The sequence below is a fragment of the Streptomyces sp. NPDC047982 genome (genome assembly GCF_043204165.1).
GTDB lineage: Bacteria > Actinomycetota > Actinomycetes > Streptomycetales > Streptomycetaceae > Streptomyces.
Genome location: NZ_JBIDBS010000015.1, coordinates 96,174 through 119,220 on the forward strand (window position 1 = coordinate 96,174; position 23,047 = coordinate 119,220).

The window sequence follows — 23,047 nt, forward strand, 5'->3', positions numbered from 1 at the left end:
GCGCGAGGCACATCGGGTGCGCGAGGCACATCGGGTGCGCGAGGCACAGGGCGTTCGCGAGGCACGGGGCGTTCGCGAGGCACGGGGCGTTCGCGAGGCACACCGGGTGGAGAGGTCGCACCAGGTGCACGGCAGGATGCGTGGGGCGCTCGCGACCACGATGGCCCTGGTCTCCGTGCTTTCCGGGTGCGGGCTGAAGAGCGGGTCGCCGATGGCGGACGAGGTACGGCCGGGATCGGTCGGCCGGGACCGGCCGCTGGAGGGCGCCTCGCTCACCGTCACCTCGAAGAACTTCAGCGAGAACATCATCCTGGGCCAGATGATCGGCCTGGTCCTCAAGGCCGCCGGTGCGGAGGTGCTGGACCGGACGAACCTGCCCGGTTCGATCAGCGCGCGCGAGGCGATCGTCAAGGGCGATGCGGACACCATGTACGAGTACACGGGCACCGGCTGGATCACCTACCTCGGCCACGCGACACCGATCCCCGACCCGGAGAACCAGTGGCGGGCGGTGCGGGACGAGGACCGGAAGAACGGTGTGACGTGGCTGCCGCAGTCCACGCTCAACAACACCTACGCGCTCGCCGTCAGCGGGAAGAACAACGCCAAGTACCACCTGCGGACGCTCTCCGACGTCGCCGCGCTGGCGAAGCGGAACCCGTCGGCGGTGACGATCTGCGTGGAGAACGAGTTCGCCTCCCGCGACGACGGACTGCCGGGCATGCAGAAGGCGTACGGGATGTCCCTCCCGGCCGGCAACATCAAGAAGATGGACGCCGGGATCATCTACACCCAGGTCTCGAAGTCCCACTCCTGCCTGCTCGGCGAGGTGTACACCACCGACGGCCGGGTCAGGGCCATGAACCTGGACGTGCTCGTGGACGACAAGCGCTTCTTCCCCAACTACAACGCCGCGCCCGTCGTCCACACCGGGACATTCCGGAAGTACCCGCAGATCGCGGAGCTCCTCGACCCGCTCACGAGGAAGCTGACGACCGCGGTCGCCCAGGAACTCAACGCCAAGGTGGACGTGGACGGGCAGGACCCGCACCAGGTGGCGAAGGACTGGCTGATCCGCGAGGGATTCATCAAGAGCGACTGACGGAAGTTGCAAAGAATCCCTTGCAAAGAAATACTTGCAAAGACTTCTTTGCAAGCTTACGGTTGCATCATGCCCGCGAGAGAAGACGGCGGCGAGCACCCCGCCGAGGAACTGAACATCCATACGGTCGATGCCCGCACCCTGCGCGCGCTCGCCCACCCACTGCGCCTGCGCCTGCTGAACGCCCTTCGGGAGTTCGGCCCCGCCACCGCCTCCGGTCTGGCGGACCGGCTCGGCGAATCCAGCGGCGCCACCAGCTACCACCTGCGCCAACTGGCCTCGTACGGCTTCGTCGAGGACGACCCGGAGCGCGGCAAGGGCCGCGAACGCTGGTGGCGCGCCGTCCACGCGGGCACCGCGTTCAACACGGGCCGGTTCATGAACCACCCGGATCCCGACGTGCGCGGCGCCATCGGCGTCGTGCTCCACGAGATCGCCAACAACCACGCCCAGGAGCTGAACACCTGGCTCGGCACGATGCACGAGTGGCCCGAGGCGTGGCAACGGGCCTGGGAGGCCAGCGACTTCAAGCTCCGTCTGACCCCCGACCTCTCCGCCGAGCTGATCGCGAAGATGCACGAGCTCATCGAGAGCTATCGGGGCCGGGTTCCGGAGGGCACCGAGGGCGCGGTCACCGTCCGCAGCCATGTGCACCTCTTCCCCCGCTCCGCCGACTGACGCCCCCACTGGACGATGGCCGCCCGGCCTCGGGGACGCCGCACCACCGGCCGGCCACCGAACACCGGAAGCCGAGCAGCAAGCAGCAAGCAGCAAGCAGCAAGCAGCAAGCAGCAAGCAGCAAGCAGCAAGCAGCAAGCAGCAAGCAGCAAGCAGCAAGCACGAACGACCTCACCGACCGGAAGGACACGCCATGCACCCTGAGGCCCATCTGTTGCTGCACCACCAGCGGTCCGCCGAACTCCGTCAGCAGGCGACGGAGTTCCTCCTCACCCCGGCCGGCCCCCGTACCGGGCTGCGCACCCGAGTGGGCTGGTTCCTCGTCGAGTCCGGGCTGCGCATCCTGCCCCGCCACTCCGGAAACCCGGGCCGCGCCTCCGGCCTGCCCGGCACGGCATGAGTGGCCGGGCGCACCGAAGTCGCGTTCCACTCGCCGCCGTACTGTCCGCCAACTCCATATCCACGGCCGGGACTTCGCTCACCCTGATCGCGGTCCCCTGGTTCGTGCTGGAGACCACGGGCAGTGCGGGACGGGCCGGTGTCGTCGCCTTCTGCGCGACCCTGCCGATCGTCGTCTCCGCGCTGATCGGAGGACCCGTCATCGACCGCGTCGGGCGCCGCCGGGTCTCCGTCGCCTCCGACCTGGTCTGCGGCCTCGCCGTCGCGGCCGTACCGCTGCTCCACCGAACCGGCCTGCTCACGTTCTGGATGCTGTGTGCGCTGATGGCGGTCAACGGGCTGCTGCACACCCCGGGCAACACGGCACGCTACGTCCTCGTGCCCGACCTGGCCGAGCACGCGGGCACCACCCTCGCCCGTGCCGCCAGCCTCTTCGACGCCGTCTCGCGCGGCGCCCGGATGGTCGGGGCGGCGCTGGCCGGCCTACTGATCGCCCTGACCGGCGCGGAGACCGTACTGCTGCTGGACGCCGCCACGTTCCTGGCGTCCGCGCTGCTGGTCGCCCTCGGGGTACGAGGGGTGCGCGCGGCCGAGCCCCGCCCGACCGCGGCCCCTGTCTCGTTGCGGGCGTACCGCAGCGAACTACGCGAGGGCCTCGCCTACTTGACGGGCCATCGGCTCCTGCTCGCGATCGTGCTGACGGTCCTCTTCATGAACGGCACCGATCAGGGCTGGAACGCCGTCCTGCTGCCGGTGCACGCGTCCACGGAGCTGGGCGGCGCCCGGGACATCGGACTGCTCACCGCGTTGTTCGGCGCGGGCGGACTGACCGGGGCGCTGCTGTACGGGGCGTTCGGGCACCGCTTCTCACGGTGGGCCGTCTTCACGGTGTGCGTGGTGCTGTGCGGCGCGCCCCGGTACGCGGTCGCCGCACTGACCGGGACGACGGCGCCGCTCGCCGTGACCATGGTGTTGAGCGGCATCGCGGGCGGGGTGCTGAACCCGGTTCTGACGACCGTGATCTACGGGAGCGTGCCCGATGAACTGCGCAGCCGGGTCTCGGGGGTGCTCACGGCGGGCGGCGAACTCGCCATGCCGCTGGGCGGCCTCGCGGCGGGCCTGATGGTGGAGGGTGCCGGCGCACGGGGCGCGCTGCTCGCCATGGGCGGGGTGTATCTGCTGGCGACGCTGAGCCCGCTGGTGTTCCCGGTGTGGCGCACGATGGACGAGGCGGCGGACGCCGCCGGGCCCGGGACGGCACCGGAGCCGGAGCCGACGACGGCGCGGCAGGCCGTGAAGAAGTGACGGCCTCACCCACGAGGGACAGGGGGAGAAGGAGCGGTGTCCGGGTCCTTCGCATCCACGGCGGACGAGGCAGTGAGGGCGAATGGGGCCTGGCCTGCTCGTGCGAGGCCGAGAGCTCGGGGAACATCGCGACTGACGACAGCGCGGGAGGCGGAGGCTCCAGGCGCTGCGACGCGCTGCCCCTCGTGGGTGAGGCCAAGGAGGCAGAGGCGGCGACCGGGGTGAACGGCCGAGGTCAGCAGCTCGGGACCTTGTGCCCCCGCTCCAGCGCCCGGAGCGAGGACACCGCGTCGTTCAAGGTCGTGACCGGGATCAGCCGGAGGCCCTCGGGAAGTTCGGAGCGCGCCTCGGTGCACTCGGCCTTCGGGACGAGGAAGACGGTGGCACCGTCGCGGCGCGCCGCCTGGGTCTTCAGCGAGACCCCACCGACCGGCCCGACCTTGCCGTTCGGCTGGATCGTGCCCGTGCCCGCGATCGTGCGGCCGCCGGTGAGATCGCCTCCCGAGCCGTCGCCGTCGAGCTTGTCGACGATGCCGAGCGCGAAGAACAGACCCGCGCTGGGACCGCCCACATCGGCGAGGTGCAGCGTGACGTCGACCGAGCCCTTGGGCTTGCCCAAGTGGTTCAGGGCCGCGTCGACGGCGGAGTTCTGCGACTTCTTCATGTCTTCGAGGTTGTGCTTCTCGATCTCCTTCTCGGAGCCGCCGGTCGGGTAGACCGAGTCGCGGGGCAGGACCGCACGGTCCGTCCGGAACCAGCTGTCGATCACGTCGCCGACACCGACGTCTGCGGTGGGCGCGGTCGCGACGATCGTCGTCATCCGCAGCTCGCCGCTGGTGGTACGGGTGGGCGCGCCCTTGACGCTGATCACGGGGGTGCCGTGGTCGTCCCCGAGCACGTTCGCGGTCGTACCGGGCTGCGCCAGCGTGAACGGCAGCGGTGTGAACGCGGCCACGCCGAACAGGGCGAGGACGGGCACGGCGCACAGGGCGAGGGCACGGGGGCGCGAGAGACGAGTGAGGCGAGTGAGCACCCGCCCAATCTAACCGCCCGCACGCGGCGCGGGACGGCTCGGTGGCGTGGGCAGGTGCTCCCGGGTCCTCTCCCGCTCCTGCCTCGGCGCTATCTCAGCGCCTCCGCCACCTCCCGGGCCGCGTCCACCACCCGGGGTCCGACCCGTTCGGGTATGGCGTCCGAGAGCATGACCACGCCCACGCTGCCCTCGACGCCCGTCACCCCCACCAGCGCGGCAGCCGCCCCGCTCGCCCCTGCCTCCAGTTCGCCGTGGGTGAGGGTGAAGGCCGCCCCGCCCGTCGGCTTCTGGCGGGCGGCGAGGATCGCCCGGCCCGCGGCGCCCCGGTCCAGCGGGTGACGGAAGCCGGCCCGGTAGGCCACGTGGTAGTCGGTCCAGGTCGGTTCGACGACCGCCACCGCCAGCGCGTCGTTGCCGTCGACCAGCGTGAGGTGGGCGGTGGCCCCGATGTCCTCGGCCAGGGACCGCAGCGCGGGCAGCGCCGCCTCCCGGACGAGCGGATGCACCTGTCGGCCCAGGCGCAGCACGCCCAGGCCGACTCGGGCCCGGCCGCCGAGGTCGCGGCGCACCAGGGCGTGTTGTTCCAGGGTGGCAAGCAGACGGTAGACCACTGTTCGGTTGACGCCGAGTTTGTTGGACAACTCGGTGACGGTCAGGCCGTGGTCGGTGTCGGCGAGCAGCTTGAGGACTCTCAGTCCCCGGTCGAGCGTCTGGGAGGTCTCAGCGGTCACGACGCCCTCTCCTCTTGTGGTGAGCGGCGGCGGCTGGTTCCCACGGTTTGCGGCCACCGGTCCCGTCGGCGGCGCACGGAGAGGCCGCCTGCCTGGCCAGGACACCGGCTGCGCTCCGCGGCGGCGTTGCCACGGAGCGTTCATTTCGGGGGACAGTAGCGAGCCAGTCCGCTCAGCGGAAGACCTCGTCCAGAATCCGGGCGTCCGCCGGGAGCCGAACCGGGCACGGGAGCGTATGCGCCGGTCAGCGCGGCGGCGGCCGGAGCCGGGACGTCTACGCGCGTCCAGGTCGGCCGACGCCTCGGAACCCCTGCGTGCACGTGGAGCGAGCGGTCGTCAACTCACCGTGAACGACCGCTGTATAACTTTTCCGTTCACGAGGACTTCGCAGGCCCTGATCGCTCTGGTCGCCGGGTCTCGGACGGTGAAGTTGAGCGCGAAGCTGCCGTCGAGTCCGACGACCCGGGTGACGTAGGAGTCGGAGGTCTGCTTCCCGTCCGCGGTGCGCCCGGTCACCGAGACCGTGGCGACGGGTGCGAAGCCCCGGCCGGACACCTGGACCACCGTGCCGACGGGACCCTCGGGCGGGGAGAGCGCGAACTCCGGCCCGGACGGGACGGACCCGTCCTGGACGGTGAACGCCGCCGTCTCGGTCCGGGGATTGACGAGGACCTCCCGGACCCGGATCGCGACGGTGTCGGCGGCCTCGACGGTGAAGGTCTGCGAGAACGCCCCGTCCAGCCCGACCACCTTGGTCCGCACCGCGTCGGAGGTCTGCGACCCGTCGGCCCGCAGGCCGACGATGGACACGGTGGCGACGGGTGCGAACCCCTGTCCGAGGACGGTGACGGCGGTTCCCTTCGGGCCCGCGGACGGGGTGAGGACGACGAAGGTCGGGGCCACGGTCAGCGGGGTGAGGGCCTGCGCCCCGCCCGAGGTGATCTGGAGGGCGTACGTCGCGCGCGGGGTGGAACCGGCCACCGTCACCGTTCCGGTGAGCTTCCCCTCCCCGTCGATCCGCAGGGTCGAACCGCTGATCCGGGCGCTGTCGCAGGCGCTGCCGTCGGCGGCGCACAGTGCGGCGGAGGGTGTGGTGCCGGACGGCCAGTCGCCGCCCGACACGGAGATCGTCCCGCCCGGCTTGACCTTCGCCGCGCCCGCGGAGAGCGTCGCGGAGGCGTCGGTCACGGTGAACGGCGTGGTCAGTACGGTCGCCGGGTCGTTGCCCTCGTCGACCTGGATCGCGGCGATGCCCGGGTCGGAGACGGTGAAGTCGGCTTCGAACGTGCCGTCGGGTGTGCTCTTGGTGTAGACGGCGGTGTCGTCGAGCGTCGCCCCGTTCGCGTCCAGGCCGACGGTGTTGATCCACCGGTCCTGGTGGTAGTTGTCGCCGGTGACCCGGATGACGCTGCCGAGCGGCGCACCGCCGCGGGAGAGCGTGATGGCCCTGGGCCCGCCGGGCACGTACGCCTTGACGGTCAGGGGCGCGGTCGCCTCCTTCGTGCCGTCGCCGACCTTCACCAGGTACGAACCGTCGGGCACCGCGCCCGCGTCGGCGAGCACCGCGCTCCCGCTCAGCTCACCCAGAGCGCTGATGGCCAGCGTGCTGGAGACGAACTTGCCGGGGTCGCACCCGCCGCCGTCCGCCGCGCACAGCGACGGCACGGGGGTGGCGCCGGCAGTCCAGAGGCTGCCGGAGAGGGCGAACCCGGTGGACGGCCGGACGGCGGTGGCGGGCGCGGTCAGGGTGGCGGGAAGTCCTGCGGTGCCCTCGGCGTCCACGGTGCCGACGGACCCTCCGCCGCTGACGACCTCGCACGGGGTCTCGTACGTGGAGCCGAGCACCTTCGTGCGTGTCAGATTGCGTACGGGAGTGAAGGAGATCGGGCCCTTCGCGTCGGCGGGGATGAGGAAGTCCCCTTCGTACGGCGGTATCTCGATGGGTTTCCCGGCCGGGATGTCGAGGCTGACCTGTGGCCCGGTGACGGTAACCGTGCCGGTCGCACCGCCCGACATGGCGAGATCGATGCTGGGGGTGGTGGGCACGTCGTTCAGGCTGAGTCCGCTGGTGGCGGGGGACGGCCCCAGGGTGACCTTGGCGTGGACCCTGCCGCCGGGGTCGACGACGGCGGGCGAGAGGTCGACGCTCATCTGCTGCGGCCCGGTCGCCTCCCCCTGCCCGGCGGGCAGCGTGCAGTGGACGGTCGGTGTGACTGTGCCGGCATGGGCCTGGGGTGCGAGCGCGACGGTCCCGCCGGTCCAGACGAGGACGGTGCCCGCGGCAAGGGCGACGGCGCGGCGCAGCACCGTATCCGCGCCCTTCGGTCTTCTCGGTCTCTGTCGGACGGACATAAGACTCCTCCGTGATCGGGGCGTGGCTGGAGTTCTCTTCACACGTGGCCGGGGTGCTGTGCTCACGCGGCCGGGGTTCTGTGCTCACGCGGCCGGGGTGCTGTGCTCACGCGGCCGGGGTGCTGTGCTCACGCGGCCGGGGTGCTGTGCTCACGCGGCCGGGGTATCCGGCCATGCGGCAGGGGTCGTCCGCACGCGGCCGGTGTTCCCGGGCTCACGCGGCCGGTGTTCCCGGGCTCACGCGACCAGGGCTTCTCTCCGCAAAGGTCGGCATATGAAAGGGCGGCGCCCGCATGTGAAAGGGCGGCGCCCGATGTGAATGGGCGGGCGCCCGATGTGAATGGGCGGGCGCCCGCCCGCTCCCTCGCGATACGGAGCGGGCGGGTGCCTCCGGGGCCCTCCCCCCTGACGGGTCTCGGAGAAGAGGACGGATCTCAGAGAAGCGTGAGGGTCAGGGTGGCGCTGTAGTCCCCGGGCCGGGTGAATCCGGGCACCTTCAGCGTCAGATCGGCGTCGGCGTCGAACCGGCCGCCGGTGAACGGACGCGACCCGTCCGGGTCCATCCGGCAGAGGCTCGCCGCCCGGCTCCCGAGCGCGGCGGGCGACCCCGCCACCGGTGTCCCCACGCTGCCGTCCCGGGCCGCGCACTTCGGCGTCCACCGGACGGCGTCCGCCGGGATGGTGCCGCCGTCGGCGCTGGTGAAGCCGGTGAGGGTGGCGGTCAGGGACCAGCCGCTGTCGACACCTCGCGCGTCCTCCACCTCGACCCGGTTGAGCCGGGAGCGCTGCACGCCGCTGCCGGTGCCCAGGACCGTCGTACCGAAGTCCACGACGTCCCCGTCCTGGACCATGGACAGGGTTCCGGCCCGGACCGAGGTGGTCAGTCTCTGGTCGGCCCTGCCGCCCCCGCCGCCGTCCGTGGTGACGCTGAACGGGGCGGTCCGCACGGTCGCCGGGTCGTTGCCCTCGTCGGCCTGGACTGCGGTGATCGCGTCGGAGACCACGGTGAACTCGACGGCGAAGGTGCCGTCCGGGGCGCTCTTGACGTAGACCGCGCTGTCGTCGATCCCGGTGCCCGTCGCATCGAGGCCGACGACGTTGATCCAGCGGTCCGGGTTGTAGTTCCTGCCGCTGACCGTGATCACCGTGCCGACCGGTCCGCTGTCCCGCGAGAGCGAGATCTCCCGATTGCCGGCCGCGACGGCCTCGACGGTGAGGGAGGCGGTGGCCTCCTTCGTACCGTCGTTGACCTTCACCTCGTACCTGCCGTCCGGCACCGCCCCGGCCGGGGCGAGGGTGGCAGTACCGTGCAGCGTTCCGTAGGCGTCGATGGTGAGGTCGTTGCCGCTGAACTTCAGCGGATCGCAGCCGCCACCGCCCGCCGCGCAGAGCGACGGCACCGGCGTGCCACCCGGGGTCCATCCCGAACCACCCAGCGCCACAGGGGTGTTGGGGCGTACGGGGTCGGTGGGGGCGGTCAGGGTGGCGGGCTCGGCACCGGTGCCCTCCACCGTGACGGTGCCGACGGAACCGCCCCCGCCGACCACGTCGCACGGCGTCTCGAAGACGGAGCCGAGCACCTTGGTCTGCGTCAGCGTACGAACCGGGGCGAAGGAGACCGCGCCGGACGCGTTCGCCGGGACGAGGAAGTCGCCCTCGTAGGGCGGGAGTTCGATGGGTTTACCGGCCGGGACGTCCATCGTGAACTCGGCGCCCCGCACGGTGACCGTGCCGGTGGCCCCGCCGGACATCGCCAGGTCGAGACTGGGGATGGTGGGCACGTCCTCCAGGGCCAGTTGGCTGGTCGCGGGGGACGGGCCCAGAGTGACCTTCGCGTGCACCCTGCCGCCCGGCGCGACGACGGCGGGCGACAGTTCGACGGTCATCTCCTGCGGCCCGGTCGCCTCCCCCTGCCCGGCGGGCAGGACGCAGTGGACGGTCGGGGTGACGGTACCGGCATCCAGCCGTGCGGCTGCCGAGCCGTCGGACCCGGCGTTCCCGGCCCCGTCCCCGGCGGCGACCCCGACACCGCTCAGCAGCAGTACGAAACAGGCGGCGAGCAGCCCGGTCGCGCCGGGTCTTCGTCGTCGGATCACCAGACACCCCTCCATGGCCCGTTGATTGGGCACATTGAGGAGGGCGCATGCGGAGAAGTCAAGAGAGAAAGGAATGATCCTTGTTCGAAATGCCCGAAAGGCATTTCACGAGGATTTTTCCTGTACTGGTCGACATCTCTTGACATCTATGAAGATCATGGTTTCACTCACCCGACATGCCGGGCCCGGCAGGAACAAGCGAACAGACAGGCCGAGGGACAGGCGGATGCGCCCGGATGATCGCACCTCGCCATCCACCCGGAGCTTCCGTTCCGCCCCACGCATCCGCGAATGCGCGAACCGCGAATCCATCGATCCGCTCCTCGAGAATCCGTGATTCCGTGGTTCCACCACTCCGCGTGCCCACCATTCCGCATTTCACGGCTCCGTGATTCCGTTACTCCGCGGATCTCCGAGCCCAGTCGAGAGAGGTTCATCCCGCCATGTCGATCATTCCCGTACCGTCACCCACGTCGGGGGCGTCGAGCCGAAGAAGCGTCCGCGTCCCGCTGGTGCTGGCCGCGGCCTGTTCCGCGGCCGCCGCGCTGGCCCTGGCGCCGACGGCCCACGCCGTGACCCCGCTCACGGCGACGGCCACGTACGACTGCGGCGCCTGGGGCAGCGGCCTCGCCACCCTGACCGCCGCCGACTCGGGCACGTCCAAGACCATCAAGATCACGTCCACCTCGATCAAGATGCCGCCGGGCACCAGCGCCGACCCGAACAGCATCACGACGACGCTCAAGCTGACCAAGACCTCAGGCGGTACGAGCAGCCAGGTGCAGTTCTCGGGCAAGACCAACCCGGGCTTGAGCGGCGGCAACCCGATCACCCTGGGCCCGCTGAAGCTCACCTCCGGCACCCTGGCGGCGGGTGACACCACGAACTCCGCGGTGCTGCCCGGTCCACCGAGCGCCACCAACTGGTCCCTGCAGATCGTGACCTCATCCCCGACATCGGCCACGGTTCAGTGTGTGGCCACGGTCAACCAGTCCGCACCGTTCGTCTGGTAACCGTCCGCCCGGTGTCCATCCGTCCGGCAACCGCACCGATCCGCACGAACAACGCCGGCCCGGGGTGAGGACCACTGCCCCCGCCCCGGGCCGGCACGTCACGGGAGCCGCCTCACTCTTGCGTTTGATCCTTCAATTCATGGTCAACTCTCACGACCGTTACCAACCTCATTGATAAAGTGCCACACCACACATCGCCCACAGGGGCGACGTACGGGAATCATTGGGACTATGGGGGTAACCACCGGTGGCGTGGGACGAGTGGGAGCAGCTCAAATCCGACGCGGCAGAGAGGCGCTCGGCTCAGACGCAATTAAACCAGGTCGAACCAGGCGGCGGAGGGCCGAATCCCCAGGGCGATCTGAAGGTAAATCAGCAGGACCTGGCGGCGATCGGCAATACCGCATACCGAATGCGTGGAGATCTCGAGAAGGCCGGTAGCCACGCCCGCGCCGCTACCCAGAAGGCCGCCGGAAGCCTCAAGGCGGAGACCTTCGCGATAGGCGCAGCCCTCGATCACGTGGCCTCACGGTGGATCGACCAAGTCCGCTCCCTGCTGGACGCCTGCGCTCACATCTCGAACCATCTCGATTTCACCAAGGGCGCCCACGCCGGCGACGAGGTCTACATCAGCACGGTCATCAGCAAGATCGACACGCTCGACAAGGGCTTCGACGAGAGGCCGGGCCACTGATGGACCTCGACTCCCTGCGCTTCGCGAACTTCTCCGACCTGGACGCGGCCATCACCGACTGGGAACAAATGGTCGCAAAGCTCAAAACCCTCCAGGGTGACGCCAAGGACGACCTCAAAGCCAAGTCGGACAAAGCGAACTGGGCCGGTGAAAACGCCACCGTGACCCGCACTTTCGTGGACAAGACGGCCGGAGAATTCGCCGACGCCCACACCCAGGCCGAAACCATCACAAAGATCCTCACCGACACCCGTGGGGAGCTCGTCGGATACCGCACACAGCTCAACGACGCGATCCACCGCGGGGTGCAGAAGAACCTCACCGTCCAGGACACAGGCGAGGGATCCTTCACCGTCACCATGAACATCCACCCCGACCGGGCGGCGAAGGGCACCACGCTGCCTGAGCACACCCAGCAGGACGTCGAAGCGTTCCGGGACGAAATCCAGAACATTCTGAAGAAGGCCACGGAGAGCGACACATCGGCGGCGAAGGTACTCACCCTCATCGTCGACCAGGCCACATACGGCTTCTCCGGCGCCAGTTACTCGGACCGCGACTCCGCGGCCAAGGCGGTGGCGGAGGCGGAGAAGGCGGGGAAGATCCTCAAGAAGAACCCGCACGACGTCACGCTGACCGAGCTCAACACTCTCAACACCACCCTGGCCGCATACAAGAACGACCCACTCTTCGCCGAGCAGTTCGCCACTCAGGTGGAACCGAAGAAGGTTCTCGAGTTCTACGCCGGAGTCGCCGACCCGTACCAGGGCCTCGGGAGGGACCCGAAGTTCCTCGAACAGGCGAAGCAGCTCCAGAAGAATCTCGGCATCACACTGGGCACGGCCACGCTCTCCGACAGCGACAAGATGCAGGGCTGGGAAGAGAAGATGGTGAAGCTGGGCCCGGACCGGCTCGGCATCGACGACGCCAACGACCCGACGGGCTTCGGCGTCATGAGCAACCTCATGCGCTTCGGCGACTACGACGACCAGTTCCTCAACGACTACGGCGACAAACTCATCGCCTACGACAAGGAACGCAACGTCAAGGACATGAGTCCCTGGATCAACAACTGGAATCAGGGAGACCTCAACTTCTACGGCAAGAACGACCGCGGCCGGGACCCGATGACCGGCTTCCTGGAAGCCCTGGGCCACAACCCCGACGCCTCGACCCAGTTCTTCGCACAGCCTGACGGGGCGGGGGCGACGGTCGACAAGGAAGACGAGGTGAACGCTCACCTCAAGTACCTGACCAAGGACCGCATCTGGCTCCCGGACGCCACCTTCGAGGGCGACAACAAGGTCATCGCCGGCCATGACTCGCTCGGTCACGCTCTGGAAGCGGCCACCACCGGATACGCGTACGACGCCGACCCGATGTCCGGCAAGGACCCGATGGTCCCCGGCAGCAGAGACCACCGGACGGCTGCGACGGCAGGCGTCATGGAGCAGGTGGCGTTCCTGTACGGGAGCGAGGACGGCCCCAAAATGCTGCACGAGCAGTCACAACTGGCGGACAGCCTGGGGAAGATGGGCGCGGCGTACATCGACGACATCGACTACAGCCTGTCGGGAATCGGGGATCACGGGAAGGACAGCGAATCCTTCCCCGCCAAGTACCAAGGACGGGCGAACTTCGGCGAGCAGGGAGCCATCAACTTCCTCAGCGTGCTCGGGCAGGACGAGACCTCGCACGGTGTCGTCACGGCGGCGCAGCACCTCTACACGCTGAGTGCTCTGGACGCCAACCCGGCCACGAGTGAGGAGAACATCAACCGCGCCAAGGACGCGCTCACGACGGGCGCGGAGGCACGCGGCATCCTGGACCACTCACGCGTGCAGCAGGCGGAGACCACGTACAAGGACGACGCCGAGCAGGCCAATAAGTCTCTCGGCCGGTCCGGGGACTGGGTCAAACTGGGCGCCGGCGTGGTGGTGGGAGGCGGAATCGCGGCGATCCCGCTGCCCGGCTCCACCGCCGCGGCCCTGGTGGTCGCCCCCGTGGCGGCGGACAAGGTCGGCGACATGGTGAATACATTCATCGGCCACGAGGTCGACAAGAGCATCGACAAATCCGAGCAGGACGCCACGGAGAAGTCGCAGATGACCAGTGAGCAGTTCTACGGAAAGGGCGCCAACGATCTGGGCAAGGCCTATGACGCCTACATCGACAGCAACCCGAAATGGAACCAGAGTGGCGATCCTCAGAACTGGACGAGGGACATCGAGAGCAGCTACCTCAACACCGGTTCGGCTCAGGACGACTATCGCGGCCGGGCCCCGTACAAGGACTGACCGGACGACCGAACACGCACAAGGCGGAAAATCAGTGAGGAAAGCACTGCGCTGGGCCATGTCCGGAGCTCTGGTGCTGGCCGCGGCCACCGGGTGCAGCGACGGGAGCGACAAGGAGCCGGACGGACTCTCCGCGTCCCAGGTCTGCGACGGAACGCTGACTGCATCGGCAGCGACCACACTCGAACGGATCGGCGAAACTGACCGGTTCACTGAACTCACCGGCACCAATGACATAGGGGACCCAAACAAGTTTTCCGTGAAATTGGCCGCGAAGCGTCTCCATGAGGAACGGGGCCGGCGGAGCGAGTGCAGCCTGTACAAGGTCGGCAATGACAGCGGGTATCCGTTGATGACGATCGACTTCGAGCCGGTGGCGAAGCACCCGGACCCGGACAAGGCTGCTAAGAACATGGAAAGGGACGAGACCGTCTTCCCCCTCGGCCTGTTCGCATATACAGCAGCGGACAACGGCGCGTACCTGTATTTCTCTTGCCCCACTGAGGGGCCCGAGGGGAACACGCCGTATGTAAAGGCAGAAATGTACTCCTCGAAGGCGCAGATGAACGCCGACAGCACCGGCAAGGACCGGATGACGATCCTCAACGCCGTGTCCCGAAGCCTGGCTAAGGAACTGGGCTGCGCCGCCCAGGCGAAGCTGCCGGCGAAGGTACCCGACGCCCTGGCCACCGACTGACAGCCCGGCCCCCGGTGCACAGGCGGATCGCTCCGCCCCCGCACCGGGGGCCATAGGCGCCGGCTCACCTCAGACGTCCCCGTCCTGGACCATGGACAGGGTTCCGGCCCGGACCGAGGTGGTCAGTCTCTGGTCGGCGCTGCCGCCCCCGCCGCCGTCCGTGGTGACGGCGAACGGGGCGGTCCGCACGGTCGCCGGGTCGTTGCCCTCGTCGGCCTGGACGGCGGTGATCGCGTCGGAGACCACGGTGTACCTGACCAAGGACCGCATCTGGCTCCCGGACGCCACCTTCGAGGGCGACAACAAGGTCATCGCCGGCCATGACTCGCTCGGTCACGCTCTGGAAGCGGCCACCACCGGATACGCGTACGACGCCGACCCGATGTCCGACAAGGACCCGGCGGTCCCCGGCAGCAGAGACCACTGGACGGCTGCGACGGCAGGCGTCATGGAGCAGGTGGCGTTCCTGTACGGGAGCGAGGACGGCCCCAAAATGCTGCACGAGCAGTCACAACTGGCTGACAGCCTGGGGAAGATGGGCGCCGCGTACATCGACGACATCGACTACAGCCTGTCGGGTGTCGGAGACTCCGTGAAGGACGATGGGGCCTTCCCCGCCGGACATGTGAGAGGCAGGAAGTCATGAAGGCGACACTTCGCTGGGCCGCGTGCGCGGTTATCGTTGCCACCGGGGCCACTGCGTGCAGCGACGACGAGACCGGGACCGAACAGCCGGAGGTACTTTCCGCATCCCAGGTCTGCGACGGATCCCTGGGGCTCTCGGGCGCGGCCGCCCTGAAGCGCGTCAGCACGACAGACCGCTTCACGGAACTCGACGGCACCAATGAGATCGGGGATCCGAATGCGTTCTCCCTGCCGCTCGCCGCGAAGCGTCTGCATGACGATCTGAGTGACCGGAACCAGTGCCAGCCGTACAAGGCCGACAACGGCAGCGACTTCCCCGTGCTCCGCATCGACTTCGAGGCGAGGGCGAGCCACTCGGATCCGAAAAAGGTGGCCGCGGAAGGCGCGGACGACCTGGTCGTCTACCCGCTCGGGGAATTCGCGGTCACGCACGAGGACGGCGGCGCCACTCTGGTCTTCTCGTGCTCCACGAAGGGAGGAGGGGAAAGCACGCCCTATGTGAGGGCGAACCTCACGGTGACGAGGGGGCAGATCGCGCCCGACAGTAAGGAGAAGGACCAGATGACCATCCTCAACGGTGTGTCCCGCGCCCTGGCCGACGAACTGGGCTGCGCCGCCCAGGCGAAGCTGCCGGCGAAGGTACCCGACGCCCTGGCCACCGACTGACAGCCCGGCCCCGGTGCACAGGCGGATCGCTCCGCCCCCGCACCGGGGGCCATAGGTGCTGGCTCACCTCAGACGTCCCCGTCCTGGACCATGGAGAGGGTTCCGGCCCGGACCGAGGTCGTCAGTCTCTGGTCGGCGCTGCCGCCCCCGCCGCCGTCCGTGGTGACGGCGAACGGGGCGGTCCGCACGGTCGCCGGGTCGTTGCCCTCGTCGGCCTGGACGGCGGTGATCGCGTCGGAGACCTGGGTCAAACTGGGCGCCGGCGTGGTGGTGGGAGGCGGAATCGCGGCGATCCCGCTGCCCGGCTCCACCGCCGCGGCCCTGGTGGTCGCCCCCGTGGCGGCGGACAAGGTCGGTGACATGGTGAATACATTCATCGGCCACGAGGTCGACAAGAGCATCGACAAATCCGAGCAGGACGCCACGGAGAAGTCGCAGATGACCAGTCAGAAGTTCTACCAAAAGGGCGCCGAAGAACTCGGCGCGATCTACACCACCTACGGCGAAAAGAATCCCAAGTGGGAAAACAGCGAAGATTCAGAATGGGCAAGGGACATCGAGAGCAGCTACATCAACACCGGTTCGAATCAGAACGATTTTCGGGGGCGTGCCCCGTACAAGGACTGACTAGCGGCGCGGCAAAAGTCAGCTACGCACATATCGGAGCGCCCATGAAGGCAACAACGTGCTCGGCTGCATTCGTGACTCTCGTCATCATTGGGGTGACCGCATGCAGCAACGACCGCGGTGAGGACGGGAAGCCTGAGGTGCTCTCGGCCTCCCAGGTCTGCGACGGTACGCTGGACAAGGCGGCTGCGACCGCGCTAAAGAGACTCGGTGGCACAAACCGCTTCACCGAACTCCAGGGGACCAAACCGTCCGGGACACCGTATAAATTCTCGTTGGAACTTGCAGCGAAGACTGTTCACGAAATGCGGACCGAGAAGAACGCCTGCGTTATCTACAAAGCCGACGGCAAGAACGATTTCCCGCTTCTTGACATCAACTTCCAGGCACGGAAAGACCATCCCGACTTCGCCAAACAGGCTAAGGCGGGCGATTCGGGTGAAATGTTCTTCCCGCTCGGCCTGTTCGCGTCCGCGCAGGGCGAGAACGGCACCTCGCTCTACTTCGCATGCCCCACGGAGGGGCCCGACGGAAAGACACCCTATGTGAGGGCGGAAATGTATTCCGGACGGGGCCAGGTGAATCCCGACGGAAAGGGACGCATGACCGTGCTCAATGCCGTGTCCCGCGCCCTGGCCAAGGAACTCGGCTGCGCCGACCAGGCGAAGCTGCCGGCGAAGGTACCCGACGCCCTGGCCGCCATCGGCTGACAGCCCGGCCCCCGGTGCACAGGCGGATCGCTCCGCCCCCGCACCGGGGGCCATAGGCGTCGGCTCACCTCATCCGGGTGGCCCACTCCTGGACCTTCTTGATCCGCTGCTGGATCTGCCCGGCCGTGGCCTCCGCACTCGGCGGCCCACCGCACACCCGCCGCAGCTCGGTGTGGATCACCCCGTGCGGCTTGCCGCTCTGGTGCGTGTACGCCGACACCATCGTGTTGAGCTGCTTGCGCAGCCCCAGCAACTGCTTGTGCGTGACCACCGGCCGCGCCTCGGCCGGCTTCTCCAGCAGATCCGCCTCCGCGGCCGGCCTCTGTCGGCTGTGCGCGATCTGCCGGGACTGCCGCTTCTGGAGCAGCAACTGCACCTGGTCCGGTTCCAGCAGCCCCGGGATCCCCAGGTAGTCCTGCTCCTCCTCGCTGCCGGGGTGCGCCTGCATCCCGAACTCGGCACCGTCGTAGAGCACCCGGTCGAAGACCGCGTCCGATTCGAGGGCCTCGAAGGGCAGCTGGTCCTCGGTCTCCTCGTCCTCCGCCCGCTCGGCGTCGGCGAGGAGCTTGTCCTCCTCCGCGAACGGGTTCTCCTCGTCACTGCCCTTCTTGGGCTTGTCGAGGACGTGGTCGCGTTCGACCTCCATCTCGTTCGCGAAGTCGAGCAGCATCGGAATGGTCGGCAGGAAGACCGAGGCGGTCTCGCCGCGCCTGCGCGAACGCACGAAACGCCCGACGGCCTGGGCGAAGAAGAGCGGCGTGGAGATGGTGGTGGCGTACACGCCCACGGCCAGGCGCGGCACGTCGACGCCCTCCGACACCATGCGGACCGCGACCATCCAGCGCGAGCCGTCCGCGCTGAACTGGTCGATCTTCTTCGACGCGGCCTTCTCGTCGGACAGGACCACGGTGGGCGTCTCGCCCGTGACCTTCTTCAGGAGCTTGGCGTACTCGCGCGCCGAGTCCTGGTCGGTGGCGATGACCAGCCCGCCCGCGTCCGGGATGCCCTTGCGCACCTCGGTCAGCCGCTTGTCGGCGGCGGCCAGCACATTGGGGATCCAGTCGCCGGTGGGCGAGAGGGCGGTGCGCCACGCCTGCCCGATGGCGTCCTTGGTCATCGGCTCGCCCAGCCGGGCGGCGATCTCGTCACCGGCCTTGGTGCGCCAGCGCATGTTGCCGCTGTAACTGAGGAAGATCACCGGCCGGACGACCCCGTCGGCGAGCGCGTTGCCGTAGCCGTACGTGTAGTCGGCCGAGGAGCGCCGGATGCCGTCGTTGCCCTCCTCGTACTCGACGAAGGGGATCGGGTTGGTGTCGGACCGGAACGGCGTACCGGTGAGCGCGAGCCGCCGCGTCGCCGGGTCGAACGCCTCCAGGCATGCCTCGCCCCAGGACTTCGAGTCACCGGCGTGGTGGATCTCGTCGAGGATCACGAGGGTCTTGCGCTGCTCGCAGCGGTTGCGGTGCAGCATGGGGCGGACGCCGACACCCGCGTAGGTGACCGCGACCCCGTCGTACTCCTTGCTCAGCGGGCCCGCGCTGTAGTCCGGGTCGAGCTTGATGCCCACCCGGCCCGCTGCCTCGGCCCACTGCTTCTTCAGGTGCTCGGTCGGCGCGACGACGGTGACCTGCTGCACGACGTGGTGGTGCAGCAGCCATGACGCGAGGGTCAGCGCGAAGGTGGTCTTCCCCGCGCCGGGGGTGGCGACCGCGAGGAAGTCGCGCGGCTGTTCCTGGATGTACTTCTCCATGGCGCCCTGCTGCCAGGCTCGCAGCTTCCCGGCCGTGCCCCAGGGGGCGCGGCCGGGAAAGGCGGGTGAGAGGTGGTGGGAGGCGGTAGTAGTCACGGTCTCCGGTTCGGGTCTCTCGGGTACGTGGGTGCTGTCCGTACGGGCCGGGACGGACCCGCAGGCGATACGACAACCGGGCCACCCTACCGGTGGGCGGGGCCGGATCCCGTACGCACGAGCGGTGGTCCGGCCCGGTCGAGACTCTCTTCACAGACCGGTGCCACGCGGCGGCCTACGCGGCGAAACCCGGGAGCCGTTCCGCGATCCTGGGCATGTCGAGGACGCCCTGACACACGTCCAGTACGAACTTCTCTGCCTCGTCGACATCGAAGTCCGCGCTCAGCCGATGCCCGTTGAGGTGCAGAAAGACCCAGGTCGCGTACCAGGCGATGCGCTTGTTGCCATCGACGAGAGCGTGGTTTCGCGCCAGGGACTCCATGAGGGCCGCGGCCTTCTGCCAGACATCCGGATAGGCATCCTGACCGAACACGCTCGACTGCGGGCGCGCCAGTGCCGAGTCGAGCAGCCCGTAGTCACGCACCTCGGCTGCCCCGAGCCGCTCGGCGAGACCAAGCAGTTCGGGAAGCGTCAAGTACTTCATCAGGCGAGCCTCCGGTTGAGCTCCTCACTCACCTTCAGCACGTGGTCCGCCGCCTCGTTGAAAAGGCGTGCGTGTTCGTTTATGGCGGTGATCACCGCGTCATGGGCGAACGACTGCATGCTTCGCCCCTCCGCCTCCGCGCGCTCGCGCAGTGCGTTCAGCTCTTCCTCGGTGAACCGCAGATTGAGACCAGCCATGCACGGATGGTACCGCGTGGTACCACGCGACACTATGGCTTCGCCCGCACTCGCGCCGCCACCCACGCCCCCACCAGCGCCACCCCCGCCATCGGCAGGAAGACCGCCGCGAACGCCCCCGGGTGCGAGCCGGAGCCGCCCGCCTCCACCGCCTCGTGCACGGCCCCCACCGTCCCGCCGCCGAGCGACGCGAAGGCGGCCCCGCCCGCGGCGAGCAGCAGGACGTTCGACAACCCGTCGGAGATCTGGAGAGCGGCGGAGTTCGCGCCGGCCTCCTCAGGCGCCGACAGCTTCAGCAGCAGCACGCTCGTCGACGCGATCACCATGCCCATGCCGAAGCAGCCGAAGGCCCAGGCGACGGCCACGGTCCAGACCGGAACGGTGTCGATCAGCACCGACGGCGCGGCGGCGATCGCGGCGGCGACCAGCACCATGCCGCCCACCATCAGCCGCTCCCGGTACGGCTCCAGGCGCGGCCGGGACTGCACGTACGAACCGAGCGCCCAGGTCCCGCCCCCGGCCGCGAGCGAGAGCCCGGCCATCGTGGGACTCAGCCCGCGCTGGGTCACCAGCATCAGCGGTACGAACGACTCGGCGGCGATGAACGAACCGGCCGCCACCCCGCGCAGCAGCACCACCGACGGCAACCCGCGCGCCGCCCGGCCGGTCCCCGGCGGCAGCAGCCCGCGCACGGCGGGCACGAGCAGGGCGAAGCCCGCGGCGGCCGGCAGCAGCGCGAACCAGTTCCGCTGCTGCCCGGCGTACTGGAGCAGCCCGGCACCCAGCGAGATGCCGAGCGCGAGCAGGATGCGGCGCCGGTCGTACGGTTCGGCGCCCGCCGAGGGGTCGGGCGGCCCCGAGGCCCGGCGCCGGATCGCGGGCAGCGCGAGCGCCAGCGGGAAGACCACCAGTACGGGGATGCCGATGAAGACCCACCGCCACCCCAGGTGCTCCGTCACCGTGCCGGAGGCGAGCGGCCCGACGACGGACGGGATCACCCAGCTCGCCGCGAACGCCGCCATGATCGACGGCCGCAGCCGCTCCGGATAGGCCCGGCTGATCACCACGTACAACGCTACGATCACCAGCCCGCCGCCGAGCCCCTGCACGGCGCGCCCCGCGACGAACAGCCACATGGTCCCGGCGGTCCCGGACAGCAGCAGCCCCACCCCGAAGGCACTGATCCCGGCGGCGAGCGGCCCCAGCGGCCCCCGTCGGTCCGCCCACTGCCCGGACAGCACCATCGCGAACAGGCTGGTCGTGAAGTACGCGGAGAACGCGAACGCGTACAGCGGGATGCCGTTCAGCTCCCGCGCGGCCACCGGCATCGCGGTCCCCACGGCGGTCGCCTCGAAGGCGATCAGGAACACGACGGAGACGATGCCGACACTGAGCGCCCGGTACGACCGCCCGAGCACCCCGCCGGTCTCGTCGATCACTGCGGCGGGCAGGGGCGGTATGGGCGCGCCGTCGGCGGTGCCGGTCTCGGCGTCTCGGGGTTCCAGGGCACTCATGCGCCCAAGAGTAAGGGGCGTACCCCCTGGTGGGGCCTGTCGAGAGGCGGTCCCTCGCTCGGCCGTTGGTCGTAGGACCGGAACGCCGTTCCCCACACCACATGGCGGTCGTGTTGCGCCCGGTGGCGGTCGTATGGCATCCCGGCCCGCCCCCTTGAGCCGCCCCGTCCCGCCGCCCCTACGGTCGAACCACGACGAGAAACACACGGCCGTGTGCCCGAGTGGTTCAGGGGCTGGACTGCAACTCGAGTTACACCGGTTCGAATCCGGTCACGGCGTCCGAGCGGGGGAACCCGCGGACGCCCCGTCCGATGCGCGTGCGACCCCGATTTTGCGCGCGGGAAGGCATGCAAATGCATGCATTGGTGTGCACCATTTCCGATCAACCCGGCATGAATCCACTCGGCCCCGACGCATGAGCGGCTACGTACAAAACGCAAGGTCGCGCGCCCAACACATCGTCGGACCTGCCCGCCCCCTCGCTCTCAGCCGACGCCGATGGCGCTGCGGAACTCGTCCATCGTCATCGTCTGCCCGTCCGGCGGCATGGATATGGTCATCTTCGCCCCGAAGTCCGTGTACATGGTGCTGCTGACCCTCCCGTCCCGCGCCGCCTCCTGCTTCAGCAGATAGTCAGGGGATTCGGCACTGACGAAATAGACATCCTCCCCGAGACCCGCCGACACCTGGACGGCCAGCGCCTTCTTGCCGTCGACAGTCGCATCCTTGTCCGGAGCGAACTGCCCCTCCGAGGAGATGGCGAAGTAGAAGGAGCAGTCCTGGCCGGTGTCACTGCTGATGTACCTGTCAGCGAGGCGATCCGGAACGGTGATCTGCTGGCCCTTCTGTGCCAGCATCGCGGCGAAGAGGCGTGTGCTGGTGTAACTCGTACCGTCCTTGCAGTACATGCGTCCCCCCTCCGTCTCCGGCGTGCCACCGACCTCCATGCGATATCCCTGTTTCGGGTCCCAGAACGTCTTCTGGGTCGCACCCACGAAGGCGGTGGTCGTGCCCGTGGCAGTGAACGACGTCTCGCGCATGGTCTTGTTGACCGCGTCGATGCGCGCTGAAGCCGACGACTTCGAGCCGCCGGACGCGGAATCGGATCCCTTGCCGCAGCCCACCACGGCACTGGCGAGCATCACCACCGCGGCAAGGCTGCGGAGGACCGGCTTGACAGGCCGTGCGAGCACGAAATTTCCTTTCGGGGACGGCGGCGATGGGCTCGCACACCCTCTCACAGGGCGTCAGACCAGCGTCGGCCAGGCATCGGCACCAGGGGGCGCAGGCGCCGAGCACCCCATGCCTGACTGCCTGCGCCTCAAGCCCCGTGGCTCGAGGCTTGTGCAGGCCGACCGGGTACCGCAGGCTCAACCACCGCTACGAGCACCGCCCGAGCCATAGCCCGGACGCTGACGCAACGGTATTGGGCTCTCAGACACACCCCTGCTTCTTGACTGCGGCTGGCACGTATCCGTCGAGGAATTCCTTCAGCGCCTTGTGACGATCGGCGACGTTCTCGGGCACCGGATCGGTCTCGGCGAGTTCGACGAGTACGGCATACTTCCGCGCGGCCTGCTTCCCCGTGCACTGCGTCACCGAAAGCGCAAAGCGGTCCAGGACGCGCTCACCCCGGTAACGCGCCCCGTCCTTGCCCCCCGCGTCCTTGCCCAATCTGAGATACCAGTCCGCTTTCGCGAAGGGGTCGGCGTCGGCGTCCAGCACGTCCCCCAGCACGGACAGCGCGGGCCGCCCGTCGACGGTGAGCGCACAGCGGGGACTGCCGGCCACCGACCGGCCGCTCATGACGGCCGATGACAATGGCGAAGACTCGACTTCCGGCCCGCTCTCTCCCACAGCGTCCCCTCCCCCGTTTGGCAACAGCCGATCACTGCTCAGAT

Annotated in this window: 24 protein-coding genes and 1 tRNA gene; 13 read left to right on the plus strand and 12 right to left on the minus strand. The window is 69.0% G+C overall.

Annotated elements, in window-relative coordinates; all coding sequences use genetic code 11:
* Positions 1–136: 136 nt before the first annotated feature.
* The 4 genes from ACGF2V_RS19745 to ACGF2V_RS19760 all read left to right on the plus strand — a co-directional run bounded on the left by ACGF2V_RS19745 (position 137) and on the right by ACGF2V_RS19760 (position 3,484).
* Positions 137–1,102, plus strand: a complete 966-nt coding sequence (locus ACGF2V_RS19745; protein WP_362707345.1) for a glycine betaine ABC transporter substrate-binding protein — start codon at positions 137–139, stop codon at positions 1,100–1,102.
* Positions 1,103–1,171: 69 nt separating this feature from the next.
* Complete coding sequence (locus ACGF2V_RS19750) at positions 1,172–1,780, plus strand: winged helix-turn-helix domain-containing protein (protein WP_362620741.1); 609 nt, start codon at positions 1,172–1,174, stop codon at positions 1,778–1,780.
* Positions 1,781–1,973: 193 nt separating this feature from the next.
* Positions 1,974–2,180, plus strand: coding sequence for a hypothetical protein (locus tag ACGF2V_RS19755; RefSeq protein WP_362707343.1), 207 nt, complete (start codon positions 1,974–1,976; stop codon positions 2,178–2,180).
* Entirely contained in the window at positions 2,177–3,484 is a 1,308-nt protein-coding gene (locus ACGF2V_RS19760; RefSeq protein ID WP_362707341.1) for an MFS transporter, read from the plus strand. The genes ACGF2V_RS19755 and ACGF2V_RS19760 overlap by 4 nt, the downstream gene beginning before the upstream one ends.
* Positions 3,485–3,719: 235 nt before the next feature.
* On the opposite strand, the gene ACGF2V_RS19765 is transcribed toward ACGF2V_RS19760, so the two are convergent.
* The 4 genes from ACGF2V_RS19765 to ACGF2V_RS19780 form a co-directional block, all read right to left on the minus strand.
* Positions 3,720–4,517, minus strand: coding sequence for a S16 family serine protease (locus tag ACGF2V_RS19765; RefSeq protein ID WP_362620746.1), 798 nt, complete (start codon positions 4,515–4,517; stop codon positions 3,720–3,722).
* Positions 4,518–4,606: 89 nt separating this feature from the next.
* Positions 4,607–5,248, minus strand: coding sequence for a helix-turn-helix domain-containing protein (locus tag ACGF2V_RS19770; protein WP_362620747.1), 642 nt, complete (start codon positions 5,246–5,248; stop codon positions 4,607–4,609).
* A gap of 336 nt (positions 5,249–5,584) precedes the next feature.
* Positions 5,585–7,600 carry a hypothetical protein gene (locus ACGF2V_RS19775; protein WP_362707338.1) on the minus strand — a complete coding sequence of 672 codons (2,016 nt, stop codon included), beginning with the start codon at positions 7,598–7,600 and terminating at the stop codon, positions 5,585–5,587.
* A gap of 434 nt (positions 7,601–8,034) precedes the next feature.
* Positions 8,035–9,696 (minus strand): hypothetical protein, encoded by a 1,662-nt coding sequence (locus tag ACGF2V_RS19780; protein ID WP_362707335.1) that lies wholly within the window; start codon positions 9,694–9,696, stop codon positions 8,035–8,037.
* Between the two features lie 443 nt (positions 9,697–10,139).
* Between ACGF2V_RS19780 and ACGF2V_RS19785 the strand changes: the two genes are divergently transcribed.
* The 4 genes from ACGF2V_RS19785 to ACGF2V_RS19800 all read left to right on the plus strand — a co-directional run bounded on the left by ACGF2V_RS19785 (position 10,140) and on the right by ACGF2V_RS19800 (position 14,397).
* Positions 10,140–10,709, plus strand: a complete 570-nt coding sequence (locus tag ACGF2V_RS19785; RefSeq protein WP_362707333.1) for a hypothetical protein — start codon at positions 10,140–10,142, stop codon at positions 10,707–10,709.
* A gap of 247 nt (positions 10,710–10,956) precedes the next feature.
* A complete protein-coding gene (locus ACGF2V_RS19790) occupies positions 10,957–11,403 on the plus strand; it encodes a hypothetical protein (RefSeq protein ID WP_362707331.1) in 447 nt (148 codons plus the stop codon).
* Positions 11,403–13,700 (plus strand): hypothetical protein, encoded by a 2,298-nt coding sequence (locus ACGF2V_RS19795; protein WP_362707329.1) that lies wholly within the window; start codon positions 11,403–11,405, stop codon positions 13,698–13,700. Before ACGF2V_RS19790 ends, ACGF2V_RS19795 begins: the two co-directional genes overlap by 1 nt.
* A 34-nt stretch (positions 13,701–13,734) precedes the next feature.
* Complete coding sequence (locus ACGF2V_RS19800) at positions 13,735–14,397, plus strand: hypothetical protein (protein WP_362707326.1); 663 nt, start codon at positions 13,735–13,737, stop codon at positions 14,395–14,397.
* Between the two features lie 69 nt (positions 14,398–14,466).
* Here the strand turns inward: ACGF2V_RS19800 and ACGF2V_RS19805 are convergent, their stop codons facing one another.
* Positions 14,467–14,658: a hypothetical protein gene (locus ACGF2V_RS19805; protein ID WP_362707324.1), complete on the minus strand. Its 192-nt coding sequence runs from the start codon at positions 14,656–14,658 to the stop codon at positions 14,467–14,469.
* On the opposite strand from ACGF2V_RS19805, the gene ACGF2V_RS19810 reads away from it, so the two are divergent.
* A complete protein-coding gene (locus tag ACGF2V_RS19810) occupies positions 14,645–15,043 on the plus strand; it encodes a hypothetical protein (RefSeq protein ID WP_362707321.1) in 399 nt (132 codons plus the stop codon). The genes ACGF2V_RS19805 and ACGF2V_RS19810 overlap by 14 nt on opposite strands.
* A complete protein-coding gene (locus ACGF2V_RS19815) occupies positions 15,040–15,708 on the plus strand; it encodes a hypothetical protein (RefSeq protein WP_362620757.1) in 669 nt (222 codons plus the stop codon). Before ACGF2V_RS19810 ends, ACGF2V_RS19815 begins: the two co-directional genes overlap by 4 nt.
* Positions 15,709–15,776: 68 nt before the next feature.
* On the opposite strand, the gene ACGF2V_RS19820 is transcribed toward ACGF2V_RS19815, so the two are convergent.
* Complete coding sequence (locus ACGF2V_RS19820) at positions 15,777–15,959, minus strand: hypothetical protein (protein ID WP_362707319.1); 183 nt, start codon at positions 15,957–15,959, stop codon at positions 15,777–15,779.
* On the opposite strand from ACGF2V_RS19820, the gene ACGF2V_RS19825 reads away from it, so the two are divergent.
* A complete protein-coding gene (locus tag ACGF2V_RS19825; protein ID WP_362707316.1) occupies positions 15,934–16,335 on the plus strand; it encodes a hypothetical protein in 402 nt (133 codons plus the stop codon). The genes ACGF2V_RS19820 and ACGF2V_RS19825 overlap by 26 nt on opposite strands.
* 74 nt (positions 16,336–16,409) lie before the next feature.
* Positions 16,410–17,045 (plus strand): hypothetical protein, encoded by a 636-nt coding sequence (locus tag ACGF2V_RS19830; protein ID WP_362707314.1) that lies wholly within the window; start codon positions 16,410–16,412, stop codon positions 17,043–17,045.
* Positions 17,046–17,109: 64 nt separating this feature from the next.
* Here ACGF2V_RS19830 and ACGF2V_RS19835 read toward each other — a convergent pair whose 3' ends face one another.
* The 4 genes from ACGF2V_RS19835 to ACGF2V_RS19850 form a co-directional block, all read right to left on the minus strand.
* Entirely contained in the window at positions 17,110–18,891 is a 1,782-nt protein-coding gene (locus ACGF2V_RS19835) for a DEAD/DEAH box helicase (protein WP_362620759.1), read from the minus strand.
* 175 nt (positions 18,892–19,066) lie between these two features.
* A complete protein-coding gene (locus ACGF2V_RS19840; RefSeq protein ID WP_362620761.1) occupies positions 19,067–19,435 on the minus strand; it encodes a type II toxin-antitoxin system death-on-curing family toxin in 369 nt (122 codons plus the stop codon).
* Positions 19,435–19,632 (minus strand): Arc family DNA-binding protein, encoded by a 198-nt coding sequence (locus ACGF2V_RS19845; RefSeq protein WP_362620763.1) that lies wholly within the window; start codon positions 19,630–19,632, stop codon positions 19,435–19,437. The genes ACGF2V_RS19840 and ACGF2V_RS19845 overlap by 1 nt, the downstream gene beginning before the upstream one ends.
* Before the next feature lie 32 nt (positions 19,633–19,664).
* Complete coding sequence (locus tag ACGF2V_RS19850) at positions 19,665–21,146, minus strand: MFS transporter (RefSeq protein WP_362707311.1); 1,482 nt, start codon at positions 21,144–21,146, stop codon at positions 19,665–19,667.
* Positions 21,147–21,353: 207 nt separating this feature from the next.
* On the opposite strand from ACGF2V_RS19850, the gene ACGF2V_RS19855 reads away from it, so the two are divergent.
* Positions 21,354–21,425 (plus strand) — tRNA-Cys (locus tag ACGF2V_RS19855).
* A 206-nt stretch (positions 21,426–21,631) separates the two neighbouring features.
* Here the strand turns inward: ACGF2V_RS19855 and ACGF2V_RS19860 are convergent.
* Together ACGF2V_RS19860 and ACGF2V_RS19865 are read right to left on the minus strand one after the other, a co-directional pair.
* Positions 21,632–22,339, minus strand: coding sequence for a hypothetical protein (locus ACGF2V_RS19860; RefSeq protein WP_362707308.1), 708 nt, complete (start codon positions 22,337–22,339; stop codon positions 21,632–21,634).
* 241 nt (positions 22,340–22,580) lie between these two features.
* On the minus strand, positions 22,581–23,003 hold the full coding sequence (locus tag ACGF2V_RS19865) for a hypothetical protein (protein WP_362707306.1): 423 nt from the start codon (positions 23,001–23,003) through the stop codon (positions 22,581–22,583).
* Positions 23,004–23,047: the final 44 nt, after the last annotated feature.